The organism is Erythrobacter sp. EC-HK427 (genome assembly GCF_902498745.1).
Lineage (GTDB): Bacteria > Pseudomonadota > Alphaproteobacteria > Sphingomonadales > Sphingomonadaceae > Alteraurantiacibacter.
Genome location: NZ_LR701479.1, coordinates 861,538 through 877,659 on the forward strand (window position 1 = coordinate 861,538; position 16,122 = coordinate 877,659).

General features: G+C 64.2%; 18 protein-coding genes. 9 read left to right on the forward strand and 9 right to left on the reverse strand.

Annotated features, from left to right (window positions below; all coding sequences use genetic code 11):
- The first annotated feature begins 6 nt into the window (after positions 1–6).
- The 7 genes from pabB to ribA all read left to right on the forward strand — a co-directional run bounded on the left by pabB (position 7) and on the right by ribA (position 6,356).
- Positions 7–1,803, forward strand: coding sequence for an aminodeoxychorismate synthase component I (gene pabB / locus GC121_RS04095; protein WP_151972887.1), 1,797 nt, complete (start codon positions 7–9; stop codon positions 1,801–1,803).
- A 104-nt stretch (positions 1,804–1,907) separates the two neighbouring features.
- On the forward strand, positions 1,908–2,561 hold the full coding sequence (locus tag GC121_RS04100; protein ID WP_151972888.1) for an RluA family pseudouridine synthase: 654 nt from the start codon (positions 1,908–1,910) through the stop codon (positions 2,559–2,561).
- Between the two features lie 8 nt (positions 2,562–2,569).
- Positions 2,570–2,977 (forward strand): alternative ribosome rescue aminoacyl-tRNA hydrolase ArfB, encoded by a 408-nt coding sequence (gene arfB, locus GC121_RS04105; RefSeq protein ID WP_151975581.1) that lies wholly within the window; start codon positions 2,570–2,572, stop codon positions 2,975–2,977.
- Between the two features lie 134 nt (positions 2,978–3,111).
- Positions 3,112–3,279: a 50S ribosomal protein L33 gene (gene rpmG / locus GC121_RS04110; RefSeq protein ID WP_047003840.1), complete on the forward strand. Its 168-nt coding sequence runs from the start codon at positions 3,112–3,114 to the stop codon at positions 3,277–3,279.
- A gap of 146 nt (positions 3,280–3,425) precedes the next feature.
- Positions 3,426–4,097 (forward strand): outer membrane lipoprotein carrier protein LolA, encoded by a 672-nt coding sequence (locus GC121_RS04115; RefSeq protein ID WP_151972889.1) that lies wholly within the window; start codon positions 3,426–3,428, stop codon positions 4,095–4,097.
- A 397-nt stretch (positions 4,098–4,494) separates the two neighbouring features.
- Positions 4,495–5,289 carry an exodeoxyribonuclease III gene (gene xth / locus GC121_RS04120; RefSeq protein ID WP_151972890.1) on the forward strand — a complete coding sequence of 265 codons (795 nt, stop codon included), beginning with the start codon at positions 4,495–4,497 and terminating at the stop codon, positions 5,287–5,289.
- Between the two features lie 2 nt (positions 5,290–5,291).
- Entirely contained in the window at positions 5,292–6,356 is a 1,065-nt protein-coding gene (gene ribA, locus GC121_RS04125; protein ID WP_151972891.1) for a GTP cyclohydrolase II, read from the forward strand.
- A gap of 5 nt (positions 6,357–6,361) precedes the next feature.
- Here the strand turns inward: ribA and GC121_RS04130 are convergent, their stop codons facing one another.
- From GC121_RS04130 to recQ, 6 genes are all read right to left on the reverse strand, one after another.
- Positions 6,362–7,360, reverse strand: coding sequence for a right-handed parallel beta-helix repeat-containing protein (locus GC121_RS04130; protein WP_234421106.1), 999 nt, complete (start codon positions 7,358–7,360; stop codon positions 6,362–6,364).
- A gap of 52 nt (positions 7,361–7,412) precedes the next feature.
- Entirely contained in the window at positions 7,413–7,661 is a 249-nt protein-coding gene (locus tag GC121_RS04135) for a hypothetical protein (RefSeq protein WP_151972892.1), read from the reverse strand.
- A 1-nt stretch (position 7,662) separates the two neighbouring features.
- Positions 7,663–7,959 carry a hypothetical protein gene (locus GC121_RS04140; protein ID WP_151972893.1) on the reverse strand — a complete coding sequence of 99 codons (297 nt, stop codon included), beginning with the start codon at positions 7,957–7,959 and terminating at the stop codon, positions 7,663–7,665.
- Positions 7,960–7,962: 3 nt separating this feature from the next.
- Positions 7,963–8,157: a toxin-antitoxin system HicB family antitoxin gene (locus tag GC121_RS04145; protein ID WP_151972894.1), complete on the reverse strand. Its 195-nt coding sequence runs from the start codon at positions 8,155–8,157 to the stop codon at positions 7,963–7,965.
- A 6-nt stretch (positions 8,158–8,163) separates the two neighbouring features.
- A complete protein-coding gene (locus tag GC121_RS04150; RefSeq protein ID WP_151972895.1) occupies positions 8,164–9,048 on the reverse strand; it encodes an SPFH domain-containing protein in 885 nt (294 codons plus the stop codon).
- Positions 9,049–9,147: 99 nt separating this feature from the next.
- On the reverse strand, positions 9,148–10,950 hold the full coding sequence (gene recQ, locus GC121_RS04155; protein WP_151972896.1) for a DNA helicase RecQ: 1,803 nt from the start codon (positions 10,948–10,950) through the stop codon (positions 9,148–9,150).
- A gap of 118 nt (positions 10,951–11,068) precedes the next feature.
- Between recQ and GC121_RS04160 the strand changes: the two genes are divergently transcribed.
- A complete protein-coding gene (locus GC121_RS04160; protein WP_151972897.1) occupies positions 11,069–11,380 on the forward strand; it encodes a hypothetical protein in 312 nt (103 codons plus the stop codon).
- Positions 11,381–11,503: 123 nt separating this feature from the next.
- The gene (gene phhA / locus GC121_RS04165) at positions 11,504–12,451 is read left to right on the forward strand and encodes a phenylalanine 4-monooxygenase (RefSeq protein ID WP_151972898.1); all 948 of its coding nucleotides are present in this window, start codon (positions 11,504–11,506) and stop codon (positions 12,449–12,451) included.
- Positions 12,452–12,541: 90 nt separating this feature from the next.
- Here the strand turns inward: phhA and GC121_RS04170 are convergent, their stop codons facing one another.
- From GC121_RS04170 to GC121_RS04180, 3 genes are all read right to left on the reverse strand, one after another.
- Entirely contained in the window at positions 12,542–12,817 is a 276-nt protein-coding gene (locus GC121_RS04170) for a hypothetical protein (protein ID WP_151972899.1), read from the reverse strand.
- Positions 12,818–12,967: 150 nt separating this feature from the next.
- Positions 12,968–13,813, reverse strand: coding sequence for an undecaprenyl-diphosphate phosphatase (locus tag GC121_RS04175; RefSeq protein ID WP_151972900.1), 846 nt, complete (start codon positions 13,811–13,813; stop codon positions 12,968–12,970).
- A gap of 121 nt (positions 13,814–13,934) precedes the next feature.
- Entirely contained in the window at positions 13,935–16,112 is a 2,178-nt protein-coding gene (locus tag GC121_RS04180) for a M13 family metallopeptidase (protein ID WP_234421107.1), read from the reverse strand.
- Between the last annotated feature and the right edge of the window lie 10 nt (positions 16,113–16,122).

A 16,122-nucleotide genomic window follows, 5' to 3' on the forward strand; every position in this document is an offset into this window, starting at 1 on the left:
GGGCGGATGGATGGCAAGTCCCCCTTCGTTCTGCTTGACGATGCGCGCGTGGAAAATGCGAGTGACGCACATTTCTTCGCCGCGCCCGAGGAGGTGTTTGTCGCCCGTACGCCCGCCGAGGTGGCACCAGTGCTGGCGGCAGCCGAAGCGGCACGTGTAAAATCTGGCAAACATCTGGCGGGCTATATCGCCTATGAGGCAGGTCTGGCGCTGGAAGGGCGGCTGGAGGCGCTGGCAGCGGCGCGCAGCGGGGCGGACGGGCCGCTCGTCTGGCTCGGCCTGTTTGCCGATGCGGAGAGTATCCCTGCCGCCGATATGCCCCGATGGCTCGCCGCAAGGGCACAGGGCGAGGCGAGCATCGGCCCGCTCGATCCGCAAATCACGCCGGGCGAATATTGCGCGCGGTTCGAGGCGCTGCAGGAAGCGATCCGGGCGGGCGACATTTATCAGGCGAACCTGACCTTCCCGCTCGCCGGTGCGGCGAAAGGCGATCCGCTGGCGCTCTACGCTGCGATCCGGCCGACGGCGGCGGCGGGCTATGGCGGGATGGTGTTCGACGGTTCGCATTACCTGCTCAGTTTCTCGCCCGAGCTGTTCTTCTCGCTCCGCGGGCGCGAGGCCAAGGTGAAGCCGATGAAGGGCACCCGCCCGCGCCTTGCCGATCCCGTGGCGGACGATGCGGTGCGCGATGAGCTGGCGAGATCGGTGAAGGACAAGGCCGAAAACCTGATGATCGTCGATCTGCTGCGCAATGATCTCAGCCGCGTCGCCGAAGCGGGCAGCGTGCGGGTGGAAGCACCGTTCGCGGTCGAAAGTTATCCCACGGTCCACCAGATGGTGAGCACGGTCTATGCGCGGCTGGAAGAAAGCAAGAGCGCGGTCGATATGCTCGCCGCGCTGTTCCCCTGCGGATCGATTACCGGCGCGCCGAAAATCCGCGCAATGGAACTGATCGACGCGGTGGAGCGCGATGCGCGCGGCCCCTATTGCGGGGCGATCGGGCGGATTGATAGCAGCGGAGACGCGGCATTCAACGTCGCCATCCGCACCATCCGGCTGACGCCCGGCGAGAATGCCAAGCACAAGGCGGTGCTCGGCGTGGGCGGGGCGATTGTCGCCGATAGCGAACCGATGGGCGAGTGGCGCGAATGTCTGGTCAAAGGCGCGTTTGCGCGCGGCCCGGCGGGTGGGCATGACCTTATCGAGACGATGCGCTTTGACGCGCAAGGCGGCATTGCTCTCTTGGAACTCCACCTCGAACGGATGAAGGCGAGCGCAGCGGAACTGGGCTTCGCTTTCGACCGGCACGAAGCGCGCAACCGCATCCAGGCGCTGTGTTTCGAACTGGAAGCGGATGCAAAAGTGCGGCTTGTCCTCTCGCGCAGCGGGGCGACAACGCTGGAGACAGCGGCGCTGCCCGATGCGCTACCCGATCCCGCGCCGTGCATCGCCTTGCCGCATCCCACCGTGCCCGGCGACTGGCGATTGCGGCACAAGACCACTGACCGCAGCTTCTACGAAATGGCGCATGACGCCGCGAAGCACGCAGGCGCGGTCGAGGCGTTGCTGGTGCGCGCCGATGGTTTGGTCACCGAGGGGAGCTGGACGAGTATTTTCGTCGCGGGCGAGGACGGCGTGCTGCTGACGCCTCCTGCGGCGCTGGGCCTGCTGCCGGGGGTTTTGCGGCGCTCTTTGCTGGAACAAGGCAAGGCGCGCGAGGCGGAGTTGACCATGGATGATCTGGCTGGCGGGTTCCTGATCGGCAATGCGCTTAGGGGCTTGGTGCGGGCACACCTCACCTAATCCGACTGTCCTTAGCTTGTCGAAGGACTGTTTTTCCTTTCTAGCTTTGTGCGAAATCAAACAGAAAGTGCAGCCCTTCGACAAGCTCAGGGCAAACGGAAATTATGAACATAGAAATCCTCTACGAAGACGGCGAAGCGCTGGTCATTAACAAGCCTGCGGGCCTACCTATCGAGCGGCCGCGCAAGGGCGGAGCTTCGCTTGAAGACCATCTCGAAGCGCTGAAGCTCGGCTTCCAGCGCGCGCCGCAAGCCGTCCACCGGCTCGATACCGATACCAGCGGCTGCCTTCTCCTCGCGCGCAATCCCAAGTCGCTGAAGCGCTTCAACGCCGCGTTCGAGGCGAAACTGGTCAGCAAGACCTATCTGGGCATTGTCGCCGGGGTGGTGAGCGAGGAGGGAGGCACCATCGACCTCGCGCTGTCCAAAATCAGCAGCGAGGCCAAGGGCTGGCGGATGATCGTCGCCAAAAAGGGCAAGCCCTCGGTCACCCACTGGACGAAGCGCAAGGAGCTGGAGGGCGGGCTGACGCTCGTCGAATTCCGCCCCGAAACCGGCCGCACCCACCAGATCCGCGTCCATGCCGAACACGCTTTCGGGCGCAGCCTGCTGGGCGATCCGGTTTATGGCCACAAGGATGCGCGGGTGAGCCGCACGATGCTCCATGCCTCCGCCATCACCGTGCCGCGCGAAGGCAAACCGGCTATCATCGCAGAAGCGCCGCTTCCCGCCGACTTTCTGGCGCTGGGAGCGGGATAGTGTCCGGCATCCTCGACGATCTGCTGTCGCGTGCGAATGCGATTGCCGAGGAAAGCTTTATCGCCGCCTCCGGCCCCGGCGGGCAGAACGTCAACAAGGTGGCGACAGCGGTGCAATTGCGGGTGAACATCTACGCGCTCGGCCTCGCTCCGCGCGTGTTCCACCGGCTGCAAGATCTGGCGGGCAACCGGCTCAACCAGGCGGGCGAGATCGTGATCGACGCGCGCAACCACCGCACGCAGGAAGCGAATCGGCGCGAGGCGCGCGAGCGGCTGGGCGAGATGCTGGCCAAGGCCCTGATCGAGCCCAAGGCCCGCGCCAAGACCCGGGTGAACCGCGTCGGCAAGACCAAACGCCTTGCCAGCAAGAAGGCGCAGGGCGAGAAAAAGGCGCTGCGGGGGAAGGTTGATCTCTAGGCGGACGCACGCGCTCGCCGCTTGACTTTTCCCCGATTCTCCATCATTGGCGCTGCGATTGAGGGCGGCGCGCTGCGTCGCCTGTTGTTTTTTCGGACCGCTGTGGTCCTCCAAACATATTCGAAGGCAAGACCATGGCGAAGCCCGCAACCATCAAGATCCGCCTCAATTCGACGGCAGACACCGGCCACTTCTACGTGACCAAGAAAAACCCGCGCAATCACACCGAGAAGTTCACCTTCCGCAAGTATGATCCGATCGCGAAGAAGCACGTCGAATATAAGGAAGGCAAGATCAAGTAAGGCGGCGCCCCGCGCTCTCTTTCAGAAAACTTGCCAGAAACCTGAACAGCGCCACCCCGCGAAGTTCAGTGACAGTTCAACGCTCCGCCATTAGGAACCGAGGCACGCTCCCAAAAGTCGGGAGCGGCACTCGCAAGGATGGAATGATGAACACGATTGCCCGCCTGATCGCCAAGCCCCTCGCCGCCACCATGGTTGGTGCGCTGGCGCTGTCCGCGCCTCTGGCCGTGACCGCCGCCGAGGCGCCCGCCGCGCGCGCCTCCAGCCAGACCGACGATCTTGACCGCGCGGTGGCCGCCTTGCGCGCCATCACCACGCTGCGCGCCGATTTCACCCAGACCGACCGTGCGGGTAACAGCGTTTCGGGCACGCTCACCATGCGCAATCCCGGCCGTATCCGCTTCGAATATGGCCGCGACACCAATATGCTCGTCGTGTCGGACGGGCGCGCGCTGACGCTGGTCGATTACGATGTGAACCAGGTCGAACGCTGGCCGATCCGCAATTCGCCATTGGGCGCGCTGCTCGATCCGCAGAACAATATGCGCGGCTATGGGCGGTTGGTGCCCACCAGTTCGAGCAATGTCATCAGCATCGAAGTGCGGGATTCTTCGCGTCCCGAATTCGGCGTCATCACGATGATCTTCGTCGAGGATTCGGGCGCGCCGGGCGGGCTGGAGCTCGCCAGCTGGGTGGCGCTCGATGCGCAGAACACCCGCACCACGGTGCGGCTGCGCAACCATCGCTACGGCGTGTCGGTGCCTGACAGCGCGTTCACCTATCGCGATCCGCGCCGCTCGACCCGTCGCCCGGGGTAGTCACTCGCCGCCGAACGGTTGTAAATTTGCGACAAGCAACGGCGAAAATTCATTGGCGCGACAGGCTCCGCACCCTAAATTACAACTTCAAGACGCCCGGGGCGGGTTTCCCCCCTGTTGCCCTGCTCCACCAAAGGGCGTTCTTGAAAAGCGTGACGAACGCTGAAAATGGAACCCCCGTCGCAATGCCCCCGCGGCGGGGGTTTTTTTATCCCGCTTTGGGAGATTTTTTTGGGTGCGCTGACACATCCGTGTCAGCTCGGTGCCAGCCCGACTCCCCCACCCAGCCACCCGATAACGTATCGGACAATTATCGGGTGGCTGGGTGGGGGAGTCGGGCTGGGGCCGCGCAAGCTGGCAGCTTGCTGACAGCGGTCCATGCACCTAAAGCAGCTCGATGATCTCGATCGCCACATGGAACATCAATTCCGTCCGCCTGCGCCTGCCCATTGTCGAACGGTTCCTTAAAGAGGAAGCGCCCGATGTGCTGTGCTTGCAGGAAATCAAATGCCAGGCGGAACAGTTTCCGGCCAAGGCGCTGGCCGAGCTTGGCTATGTCCACCAAGCGGTGCACGGGCAGAAAGGCTATCACGGTGTTGCCACGGTCAGCCGCGTGCCGATCACCCAAATCGCCCGTCACGACTGGCAAGCCAATGGCGAGGCGCGCCATGTCGGGGTGGAAATCGGCGGGCCGGGCAAGGGCATGATCCTCGAGAATGTCTATGTCCCCGCTGGCGGCGACGAGCCCGACCGGACGGTGAACCCCAAATTCGGGCAGAAGCTCGATTTCCTCGAACGGATGACGCGCTGGGCGGATGCGGTAGACCGGCCCACGCTGATCGTCGGCGATTTCAACATCGCTCCGCTCGAAAGCGATGTGTGGAGCCACAAGCAGCTTGTGAAAGTCGTCAGCCACACGCCCATCGAATGCGAGGCGCTGCAACGCTTCAAGGACGCGCATGGCTGGGCGGATATCGGGCGCGAGCACATCCGCGATCCGCAACGCTATTACAGCTGGTGGAGCTACCGCGCGAAGGATTGGCAGGCGAATGATCGCGGGCGGCGGCTTGATCATATGTGGGCCAGCGCCGATCTCGCCGCGCAATCGACCCGCCACTGGCTGCGCGAGGATGCGCGCGGGTGGGAAAAGCCTTCGGACCATATTCCGCTCATCACCGCGTTCGATCTCTGAGCATGGACGGGCGCTCCCCTGCACGGCGCGTGGCGCAAGCGGTGGACGCGCTGCGCCATGGCTGGCCGCTGCGTATCGGGAATGCGCCTCCGCTGCTGCCGATCGAGACATCGCCCGATAGCGCGCCGCAATCGGCACAGCTGCTGATCTCGGCGGCGCGGGCGGAAACGCTCAAGCTCGGCAACCAGCGCGCTGCGGCGGGCGGGCACACACCGGTGCTGGTGCACGCGGCAGAGGCGCTCGACACGCGCAGCGCCTTGCCTGTGGCCGACCCCGCGCTCGACGCGGCGAACCCGCTCAAAGGGCCGTTCAAGGCAGAGCCGCTTGGCTGGGCGGAGGAAGCGGCGGCAGCGATGGAGCTGGCGCGGATCGCGGGGATCCTGCCCGCCTTCCTCGTCGATCCGCAGCCTGCGGGCGAGGCGGTGGCGCTGGAGGCTAGCGATCTGGCGGCATGGGCCGCGCCCGACAATCTCGCCATCGCCACCCGCGCGCGCCTGCCCATCGCGCAGGAGGAACACGCCGAGATCGTCGCCTTCCGCTCAGCCAACGATCCGCGCGAACACGTCGCCATCGTGCTGGGCGAGTCCTCGTCAGACCGCGCCCCGCTTGTCCGCCTGCATTCCGAATGCCTGACGGGCGACATTTTCGGCAGCCTCAAATGCGATTGCGGCCCGCAATTGGACGGCGCGCTCGCCGCGATGTCGACCGAAGCGACGCAGGGCGGCTGGGGCGTGCTGCTGTATATGCGGCAGGAAGGGCGTGGGATTGGCCTCATCAACAAGCTGCGCGCCTATCGCCTGCAAGACGAGGGTCACGACACGCTGGAGGCCAATCGCCGCTTGGGCCTGCCCGAGGAAGCGCGCGATTTCCCGCTGGCGGCGCGGATGCTCGATTTGCTGGGCGTGGGCGCGGTGCGGTTGATGACCAACAATCCGGAGAAGGTCGCGGCTTTGGAATCTGCCGGAGTGACGGTCAAAGAGCGGGTGCCGCACCAGCGCCCCGCCAACCCGCACAATGCCCGATACCTCGCCACCAAGCGCGACCGGGCGGGGCATTTGCTTACATAGAACGCTTAGCGCACTTCGTAACGGGTCAGGCCGCGGCCCAGCGTGTTCTCGCCGATGCCGCCCATATCGCCCGACCAGTCAGCCACGAACACCGTGTTGCGATCAACGCCCGGTGCCAGCCGTGCGTCATTGCCGACCACGACCAGCCCGCTGGAGCTGCGCTGGCGGCCCTCGGCGGCCACCGCGATGAAGGCGGAGTAGTTTTCCTTGTCCGCGCCTTGCACGAACCAGTTATTGCTGATCTGTCCGGCGGAACCGCCCGGCAGGTCGATCATGTAATTGGTCGCGCGCCCTGCGGCATCGTCAAAGCTGCACGAGGCGATATCGACGCGGGCCGCACGCGATTTGACGTAATGCCCGCCGCGTCCCTGCTCGAACCGGCTGCGGGTGATGCGGACATGGGCGAGATCGCCGGTATAGACCGAATGCGCACAGCCGCCCGCGCCTTCGCAGGTGCCGAGGCGGGTAAAGGTCGAACGGTCGATGACGAGGCGCGAATTGGTGTCGCTCGCGGTCAGGATGCCCTGCTGGCTATCGCGGAACCAGCTTTCGGCGACGGTCAGATTGCCCGCTTCAAAGCGGATGCCTGCCCCGTTGTAATCGGGCACGCGCATGTTTTCGAAGATGATGCCCGCGACTTCGGCATTGCGCCCGCGCAGCACCAGCGCCGCCTTGCCTTCGCAGGTCACGCCGTCGAAGATCACCGAACCCGGCTCGGCGGCGAGATAGGACACTTCGCCCGCGCTTTGCACCGCGCATTGTTCATGGCGGCCCGGTGCAATCGCAATGGTGCCGCGCCCATCGCCAATCGCGTTCACCGCATCCTGCAAACGGGTAAAGCCCTGTCCGGTCTCCACCACCGTATACGGCGCATCGGAGGCCTGCGCGAACAGCGCGCTGGCGGGAATGGCAGCAATGGCGAGCGCGGCCACACCAAGCGCAAACTTGGCGGTGAGGCGCGATGCTGGAGAGCGGGCGGGCGAGCAGGGGACGGCGTGTGTCATGCCCGCAGGCGTAGCGCAAAAGGGTTAAAGGGCGGCTAAGTCTGCCCTGCGCTCAGCCCCGCCAGCGCCACCCACCGCGCGTATGCCGCTTGGCGAGCCAGAGGAAGGGCATCGTGATTGCGGTTAGGGCGAGAATGAACAGCGGAAGGCCAAGCCATGCGACGGACAAGGCAAGCCCGATCGCGACCCCGATATAGCCGAGGAGCAAAACCCACCCCTGCCAGGCACAGGGCAAACCCGCACCGTAGCCGAAGGATTTGGGTTCGAACCAGGGTTCGGTTCCAAGTAAGCCGCGCAGCATTCTACTTCCCCTTGGTCTTCGGGCCATCCGGCTGGTTGAGGTCGATGATGTCGGCGCGGGCAATTTGCCAGCGGAACATCAGCACACACCAGATCGCGGTTGCCACCAGAAACAGGACAGTCGCCGTGGCCTTGCCCCAGACCCCGGCGAGAGTCGGCATAAACAGCGAATAGAGCAGGGCTAGGATCGCGAAGGGGATGAACCACACACCGGTGGCAATCCACCCGGCGCGGCCCTTGGCCACGATCCTCCGGTTCCAGCCGCGCTTGTAGTAATAGAAGATCTTCTCCTCGGCCATCGGTCATTCCTCCTTGGGCGGCCTGCCCCGTGGCGGGCGTTGGCTTATTGGGACCGCAAGACCGCGCCCCTTCAACGCCTCGCGCAGCAGCACTTCGATTTCGGCATTCACCGAGCGCAGCTCGCCCGCCGCCAGACGCTCCACCGCAGTGTGGAGCGCCGGGTCGAGCCGCAGGGCAAAGGCCTTTTTCTGCGCCATAGTCTCTTAGTAAAGCGAGCCTGCATTGACGACCGGGTTCACTTCCCGCTCGCCGCACAGCACCACCATGAGGTTGGACACCATCGCGGCGCGGCGTTCGTCATCCAGTTCGACAATCCCGTCCGCGCTGAGCTTTTCCAGCGCCATTTGCACCATGCTGACCGCACCCGCCACCAGCTTGGCGCGCGCCGCGATCACCGCTTCGGCCTGCTGGCGGCGCAGCATCGCTCCGGCGATTTCGCTGGCATAGGCCAAGTGGGTGAGGCTCGCCTCGTCCACCACCACGCCCGCGACCGACAGACGTTCGTTGAACTCGGTTTGCAGCTCGGAATTGACCACTTCGGGATGACCGCGCAGCGTCGTCTCGTTCTCCTCGAAATCGTCATAGGGATGGCGCGCGCCGACGGTGCGCAGCCCCGCCTCGATCTGGATGTTCACGAATTCCTTGTAATCGTCGACATCGAACACCGCCTGCGCGGTATCGCGCACGCGCCAGACGACGTTGCACGCGATATCAACGGGATTGCCGCGCTTGTCGTTGATCTTGATGCGTTCGGAATGGACATTGTGCGCGCGCACATTGACCTTTTTCTTGCCCATCCATGGCCACACCCAGCGCAGGCCCTCGGTGCGGTCGGTGCCGCGATATTCGCCGAACAGCGTGATCACGACGCCCTGGTTGGGTTGGAGCATATAGAACCCCGCCCAGGCGAACAGCGCCAGCACCATGCCGAGGATGGAAGCGAGGATCATCATCGCCCCGCCGCCCGCTTCAGCCGCCCAGATGCCGTTGGGAATACCCCAGCCCGATACCACCGTCAGCGCTAGCGTGACGGCCAGCATGAGAAATCCGTTGTAGCCGCTGGCGGGGACTTCCCGGCTGCGGGCCATGTGCGTGTGCTCTTGATCCATATGAAATGCCCTCCTGATATAAATATGATATCGTATTTATATCAAACGAGACCGATTGCAACCGGAATCGGCGAGGGATCAATTCTCGCGGATAGCCTTCAGGAACGCCGCGCCGAAAGCATCCAGCTTCTTCTCTCCGACGCCGGGGATCGCGGCCAATGCCGCCAGCGATGCGGGGCGCTCCGCCGCCATCGCGCGCAGCACGGCGTCGTGGAAGATAACGTAGGGCGGCACCCCCGCATCGGCAGCGAGATCGCGGCGCAGGGCGCGCAGGGCATCGAACAGCGGATCGCCCACCGGATTGGGTGTGCTGTCCCCGCCGCGCCCGCGCCGCGCGCGCCGCTCGCGCGGGGGTGGCAGGACGATTTCGACCGCTCGCTCGCCCTTGAGGATAGCCCGCGCGTCTCCCCCCAGTTCCAGCCCGCCATGGGCATTGGCCACCAACACACCTTGCGCCTGCAAGGCGCGCACCAGCGGTTTGAGTAGCGGGGCGTCCTCGGCAGGCACGATGCCGAAGACGCTCAGCGCATCATGCCCGCGCTGGCGCACCCGCTCATCCGCCTCGCCGGTCAGCACTTTGGCGAGATGCGTCAGGCCATAGCTTTGGCCCGTGCGATAAGCGGCCGAAAGCAGCTTTTGCGCTAGCTCGCTGGCATCGGCGGTTTTGGGAGGGGACAGGCAATTGTCGCAATTGCCGCAGGTCGCCGGAGGCTCCTCGCCAAAATGGCGCAGCAGCACCGCGCGGCGACAGCCCGGCGCCTCGACCAATCCCGCGAGCGCATCGAGCCGCGCGCGCTCGCCCGCCTGCCGTGCCGGATCAAGCTCGGCGAGCCGCTGGCGCGCGGTCGCAAAATCGCCCGCGCCCCAGAACATCACCGCCTGCGCCGGATCGCCATCGCGGCCCGCGCGGCCGGTTTCCTGATAATAGCCCTCGATTGATTTGGGGATGCCCGCATGGGCGACAAAGCGCACATCGGGCTTGTCGATCCCCATGCCGAAGGCGACCGTGGCGACGATCACCATATCCTCGCTGGCGACAAAGGCAGACTGGTTATCGCCCCGCGTCTGCGGATCAAGCCCCGCATGGTAAGGCAGCACGCGGCGGCCCGTCGTCGCGGCGAGGGTTTCGGCCAGCTGCTCCACCTTCTTGCGGGTGGGCGCGTAGACGATCCCCGGCCCCGGCACCTCTGCCAGCAGGTCGGCCAATTGCTTGGGCCCGTGCTGGCGCGGGCGAATGGCATAGCGGATATTGGGCCGGTCAAAGCCCGCCAGCACCATCCCGTCTGCCGGAATGCCCAGCTGGGTCAGGATATCTTGCCGCGTATGCTCGTCCGCCGTCGCCGTCAGCGCGAGGCGCGGGACTTGCGGGAAAGCATCCATAAGCGGGCGCAGCTGGCGATAGTCTGGGCGGAAGTCATGCCCCCATTCGGACACACAATGCGCTTCATCCACCGCGAACAGGCTCAGCGCGGCGCGGCCCAGAAGATCGCGGAACCCGGGCTGGCTGGCGCGTTCGGGAGCGACATAGAGCAGATCAAGCGCGCCTTCCTCGAACGCGCGCATCGTCTCGCGCCAGTCGGCATCGACGGAGGTGAGCGTGGCGGCGCGAATGCCGTTTGCCCGCGCACTGCGCAACTGGTCATGCATCAGCGCGATCAGCGGCGAGATCACCACGCAGCAGCCAGCGAGCATGGTTGCAGGGAGTTGGTAGGTGAGCGATTTGCCCGCGCCCGTCGGCATCACCGCCAGCGTCGATTGACCACCCAGCACGCGCGCCACCACATCGGCCTGCACGCCGCGAAAATCGGCAAAGCCGAACAGGCGGCGCAGTTCCGCGCGCGCTGCAGCGAGCGGTTCGGGAGCAAGGGCGGTGGAAGTCATCGCCCCGCTTGTGGCAGAAGCGCCGCGCTGCGAACAGAGTTGCATCGGGGCATTTCCACGCGCGCGCGCCTGCGCTATCTTGTGCTTCCTGTTTTTGCATCCTCGAAGGGGAAGACTCATGAAGAAACTTGCATTTGCCGCCACCGCTGCGGCCTTCGCTCTGGCCGCTTGCGGCGAGACCACCGACGCTTCGGAAGAAGCGCAGGCCGATACGGTCGAAGTCGCTGCCGACGAAGCGATGGAAGGCGTGCCCGAGCCGGTGGAAGACGAAGCCGCGACCGAAGAAGTGACCGAGGAAGAGGCCGAGACGCAGATGAATGTGACCGAGGAAACCGCCAATACTGCGGCAGACAATGCCGAAGCCGCGGTTGACGATGCACTCGCTGCTGCCGAAGCCGCTTCGGCCGAGCTGGAAGACGCCGCCGAATAGGCGCCTCGTTCAGACTTTGCAGCGCGCCCGGTGCCCCTGTGCACCGGGCGCGTTGTTGCATGTGGCAGAGATAGTATCGCTTGAAACTGGAATGCTGCGCGTGGCCGTGGTATTTTGCCCCGCATGACCATTCAGGCCAACCTGCCCGCCGAGTCGGTGGATTATTCCGCCCTCCCCGATGTCTCCAGCGACGTGTTCACCGCGCCGCTACAGCGCCCGGCCCATATCGGCGCGGATTGGCTGGAGCCTGCACAGACGCAATATTCCTCCGCCGAGGACGCCATTTGGGACGATCTCTTTGCCCGGCAAATGGAGATCCTGCCCGGCCGCGCCTGTTCGGCGATGCTCAAGGGGCTCGACACGCTTGATCTGGGCAAAGGCGGCGTGCCCGATTTCGGCGCGCTAAGCGAGGAGCTGGGCGCGCTGACCGGGTGGAGCGTGGTGCCCGTCCCCATGTTGATCCCCGATCATGTGTTCTTCTGGCATCTGGCCAACCGCCGCTTCCCTGCAGGCAATTTCATCCGCACCCGCGAGACGTTCGATTATATCCAGGAGCCCGACGTTTTTCACGACGTGTTCGGCCATGTCCCGCTGCTGACCGACCCGATCTTTGCCGATTATATGCAGGAATATGGCCGCGCCGGGTGGAAGGCGATGCGCTACAACAAGCTGAAGGCGCTGGGCGCGCTTTACTGGTATACGGTGGAATTCGGCCTGATTATGGAGGAAGGCGAGCCGCGCATTTTTGGTGCAGGAATCCTCTCCGGCCCGCAGGAAGCGGTTTTCGCACTGGACGGGCAATCGCCCAACCGCATCATGCTGAATGTCGACCGGGTAATGCGCACCGACTATGTGATCAGCGATCTGCAGCCGACCTATTTCGTGATCGAGAGCTTTGACGACCTCTATCACCAGACGGTCGAGCGCGATTTTGACCGTCTTTACCGCAGCCTTGGCCCCGGTTTCACCTATGCCAATTCGGCAGTGATCGATGTGGATGATGTGCTGCATCGCGGCACGCAGGAATATTTCCTGCGCGGCGGGCGCGGGTCAAACGCTGTCCCGGTGTAGGGAGCGTGGGCTACCCAGCAAAAGGGCCAGCCCCGCAATGCGGAACCGGCCCTCTGCAGCGCGCATTGCAGCGCGCAAAAAGCGAAGAGCTTACTCGGCCTTGGCGCCGCCTTCTTCCGCGACTTCGACCGTGTCTCCGGCAGGCTTTGCACCATCGTCAGCGGTCGCCTCTTCAGCCATCGCTTCGCCTTCCATGGCCTCGCCTTCCATCGCGCCGTCTTCCGCTGTTTCTTCGGTCGCGGTTTCTTCAGCAGCAGCGTCTTCGGTAGCGGTTTCTTCTTCGGCGGTGTCTTCCGCCGCTTCGCCACACGCAGCGAGCGACAGGCCGAGCGCGGCGGCCGAAGCGAAAGCAACTATCTTCTTCATTACGGATTTTTCCCTTCCCATAGGCCCGCACCCCCTGCGCAGGCCTGCAACGAATCGCCCGCGCAGGCGGACGAGTCGTGCGCGGGGGATATCGTAAAATGGCAGCAGGCAACAGATTGTCGCGGAACAAACTGCTGAAAGGTGCGCGGCCTAGAAGAACGAAAGCAGCGCCACACCCATCGCGATGCGGTAAAGCACGAAGACCAGCATACTGGCTTTCTTGAGGAAGTTCATCAGGAAGGCCATGGTGGCAAAGGCAGCGATAAAGGTCAGCACGCCCGCGATCAGCGCTTCCACCGCCAGATCCCCGCCCGCTTCGAAAATCTCCGGCACGATCAGCACGCCGGCGCCCGCCACGGCAGGGATCGACAGGAGGAAGGAAAAGCGTGCCGATTCGAAGCGGCTGTAACCCAGCACCCGCGCCGCCGTCATGGTGACGCCCGAACGGCTCGTCCCCGGAACAATCGCCAGCGCCTGCGCCAGGCCGACAATCAATCCGTCACGCCAGGTCATGTCTTCGAACTTCTTCACCTCGCGCCCGAAATGGTCAGCGAGGCCCAGCAGGATGCCGTAGAAGATAAGGTTGAAGGCGATGAGATCGGTAAAGCGGATCGAGGCCATCAGATCGCCATCGGTGATGGTGATACCGAAGACGCTGCTCACCAGCCCGTTGAAGACGCCCAGCTTGATCGACAGGCCGAACACGACGGCGGGGATTGTGCCCAGCACGATCCACCAGAACAGTTTGCGCTCTGCCGGAGCCTGCCCGATGCCCACGCTGGCAAAGCCGCCGCGCGCCAAGGACACCACATCCTTGAAGAAATACGCCATGATCGCCAGAAGCGAACCCACGTGCACCGCCACGTCGATCAGCGGCCCCTGATCGGGAAAATCGGTGAGATAGGGGATCAGGATCAAGTGGCCCGACGAGGAGATCGGGAGGAACTCGGTGATCCCCTGCACGACGGCAATCAGCAGCAATTGGAGAAAGGTCATAGACTGCACGGTGTCCGGTTGGTCGGTGCGGAAATGCGCCCGAATGCTGGCGTGCCAACATACGCAAACGGGGGCGAAGTCAAGCCTCGCCCCCGTCGCAAATGCAATTCCGCAAACGCGTTTACCAGATACGGATACGCTCTTCCGGCGGCAGATACAGATCGTGCTCCTCGGTCACACCGAAGGCTTCGTACCAGGCATCGGTGTGGCGCACCGCATTGTTCAGGCGGAATTCGCCCGGCGGGTGGTTGGCGGTCATCACGCGGTTGCGCAGGGATTCCTCGCGCTCCATCCCGCGCCAGATCTGCGCGTAGCCGAGGAAGAACCGCTGGTCGCCGGTAAGGCCGTCGATCACCGGCGGCTCTTGGCCGTTCAGCGACAGGCGGTAGGCGCGGTAGGCCATTTGCAGGCCGACCACATCGCCCAGCGTTTCACCCATCGACTGGCGGGCGCGCAGGCATACCGGGCCTTCCGCGCTGTTCACGGGGCAATAGGCCTCGATCAATTCGCCCATCTGGCGGGTGAAATCCTCGAACCCGGCGCGGTCTTCTTCCTGCCACCAGTTGCGCAGCGTGCCGGTCGCGTCGAATTGCGAGCCCTGGTCGTCATAGCCATGGCCGATTTCGTGACCAATGACTGCGCCAATGCCGCCGTAATTCACCGCCGGATCGGCATCCATGTTGAAGAAGGGCGGTTGCAGGATCGCGGCGGGGAAGACGATGCGGTTGGTCAGCGCCGAGTAATAGGCGTTCACCGTCTGCGGCAGCATCCCCCATTCGCTGGGATCGACCTGCGTGCCGAGCCGCGCGTAATTGTCTTCATTGCGCCAGCGCGCCGCGCTCATGGCATTGGCCAGCGGATCGCCTGCGGTCACGGTCAGCCCGTCATAGGTTTCGAATTCGTCCGGGTAGCCGATCATCGGCACAAAGCCGTTCAACTTGTTGCGCGCTTCGGTGAGCGTTTCGGCGGTCATCCACTCGTTTTCGTCGAGCGACATGGACATGGCGCGCGACAGATTGGCCACCAGCTCGTCCATCTGCGCCTTGGCTTCGGGCGGGAAATAGCGTTCGACATAAAGCGCGCCAAGCTGCTCGCCGAGCATCCCTTCAACCGTGCCGATCGCCCGCTTCCAGCGCGCTTCCTGCTCTTCAGCCCCGCCAATCGTGCGGCCGTAGAAATCGAAATTCGCCTCGTCGAGCGCGCTCGACAGCACCGATGCGTTCCCGGACAGGAAGCGCACGGCCATATAGGCCTGGATGGTCGGCAGCGGAGTTTCGGTCAGCAGCTCCATCATCGCGGGCAAGCCGCCACCGATCAGCGCGAGCTGTTCTTCGGTCAGCCCCAAAGCCGCGATTTCCTCGTCGGTCGGCGGCAGCTGGCTGGCAAGGAAGCGGTCTTGATCGGCGAAGCGCCCGGCTTCAAGCAGAGCGCCGATGGGGAAATCACCCGCCATCGTATCCAGCTCTTCGCGGCTCAGCACGTTGTAAGTGAGCTGCGGGATGCGGAACATCTGCCGCGCCCACTCGATCTCGGCGACTTCATGCTCAAAGGCGTAGACCGCCTCGGCCGCGCCCGCCGGATCGGGGTAGCCCGCTGCTTCCAGCATCGTCGCGAGATAACCCATATAGGCTTCGCGGATCGCCAGATTGCTTTCCGAATCGACCAGATAATAGTCGCGGTCGGGCAGCCCGGTGCCGTCAAAGCCGATCGAAACGGCATATTCGGTCGGGTTGCGCGCATCGATGCCGACGCCTGCCGACACGAGGCTGGGATAGCCCGGCTCTTCCATCAAGCGCACAAGCGCTTGCAGATCGGGCGCGCTGAAAATCCGCTCCAGATAGGGATAGGCGGGTGCGAGGCCGCGGGCATCGATTGCTTCGACATCGAGATAGGCGTTGTAAGCGTCGACTATCCGGCGCTCGGTGGTGCCTTCGGCGGGGTTCGACGCAACCAGATCGGCCATCAGCCGCTGCACATCGACCACCGACTGTTCGCGCAGCATATCAAACGCGCCGTAACGCTGGCGGTCAGCCGGGATCTCGTTGGTCTCGATCCAGATGCCGTTGGCATAGGCGTTGAAATCGTCACCGGGCTGCAAATCGGCGTCGATATAGTCGAGGCCCACACCCCATTCGCCAAAGTCCATGGTGGGGCCCGAAGGCGCCTGTTCCTGCGCTGCGGCGGGCATGGCAATCGCCATGCCTAGCGCCGAAACGGATGTGACGAGCAAAGTGCGGATCATATGGCAGTCCTCTACGATGAAACGGTTGGCATAAGCGATAACACGAAGGCGCGTCACGCCAAGAAGA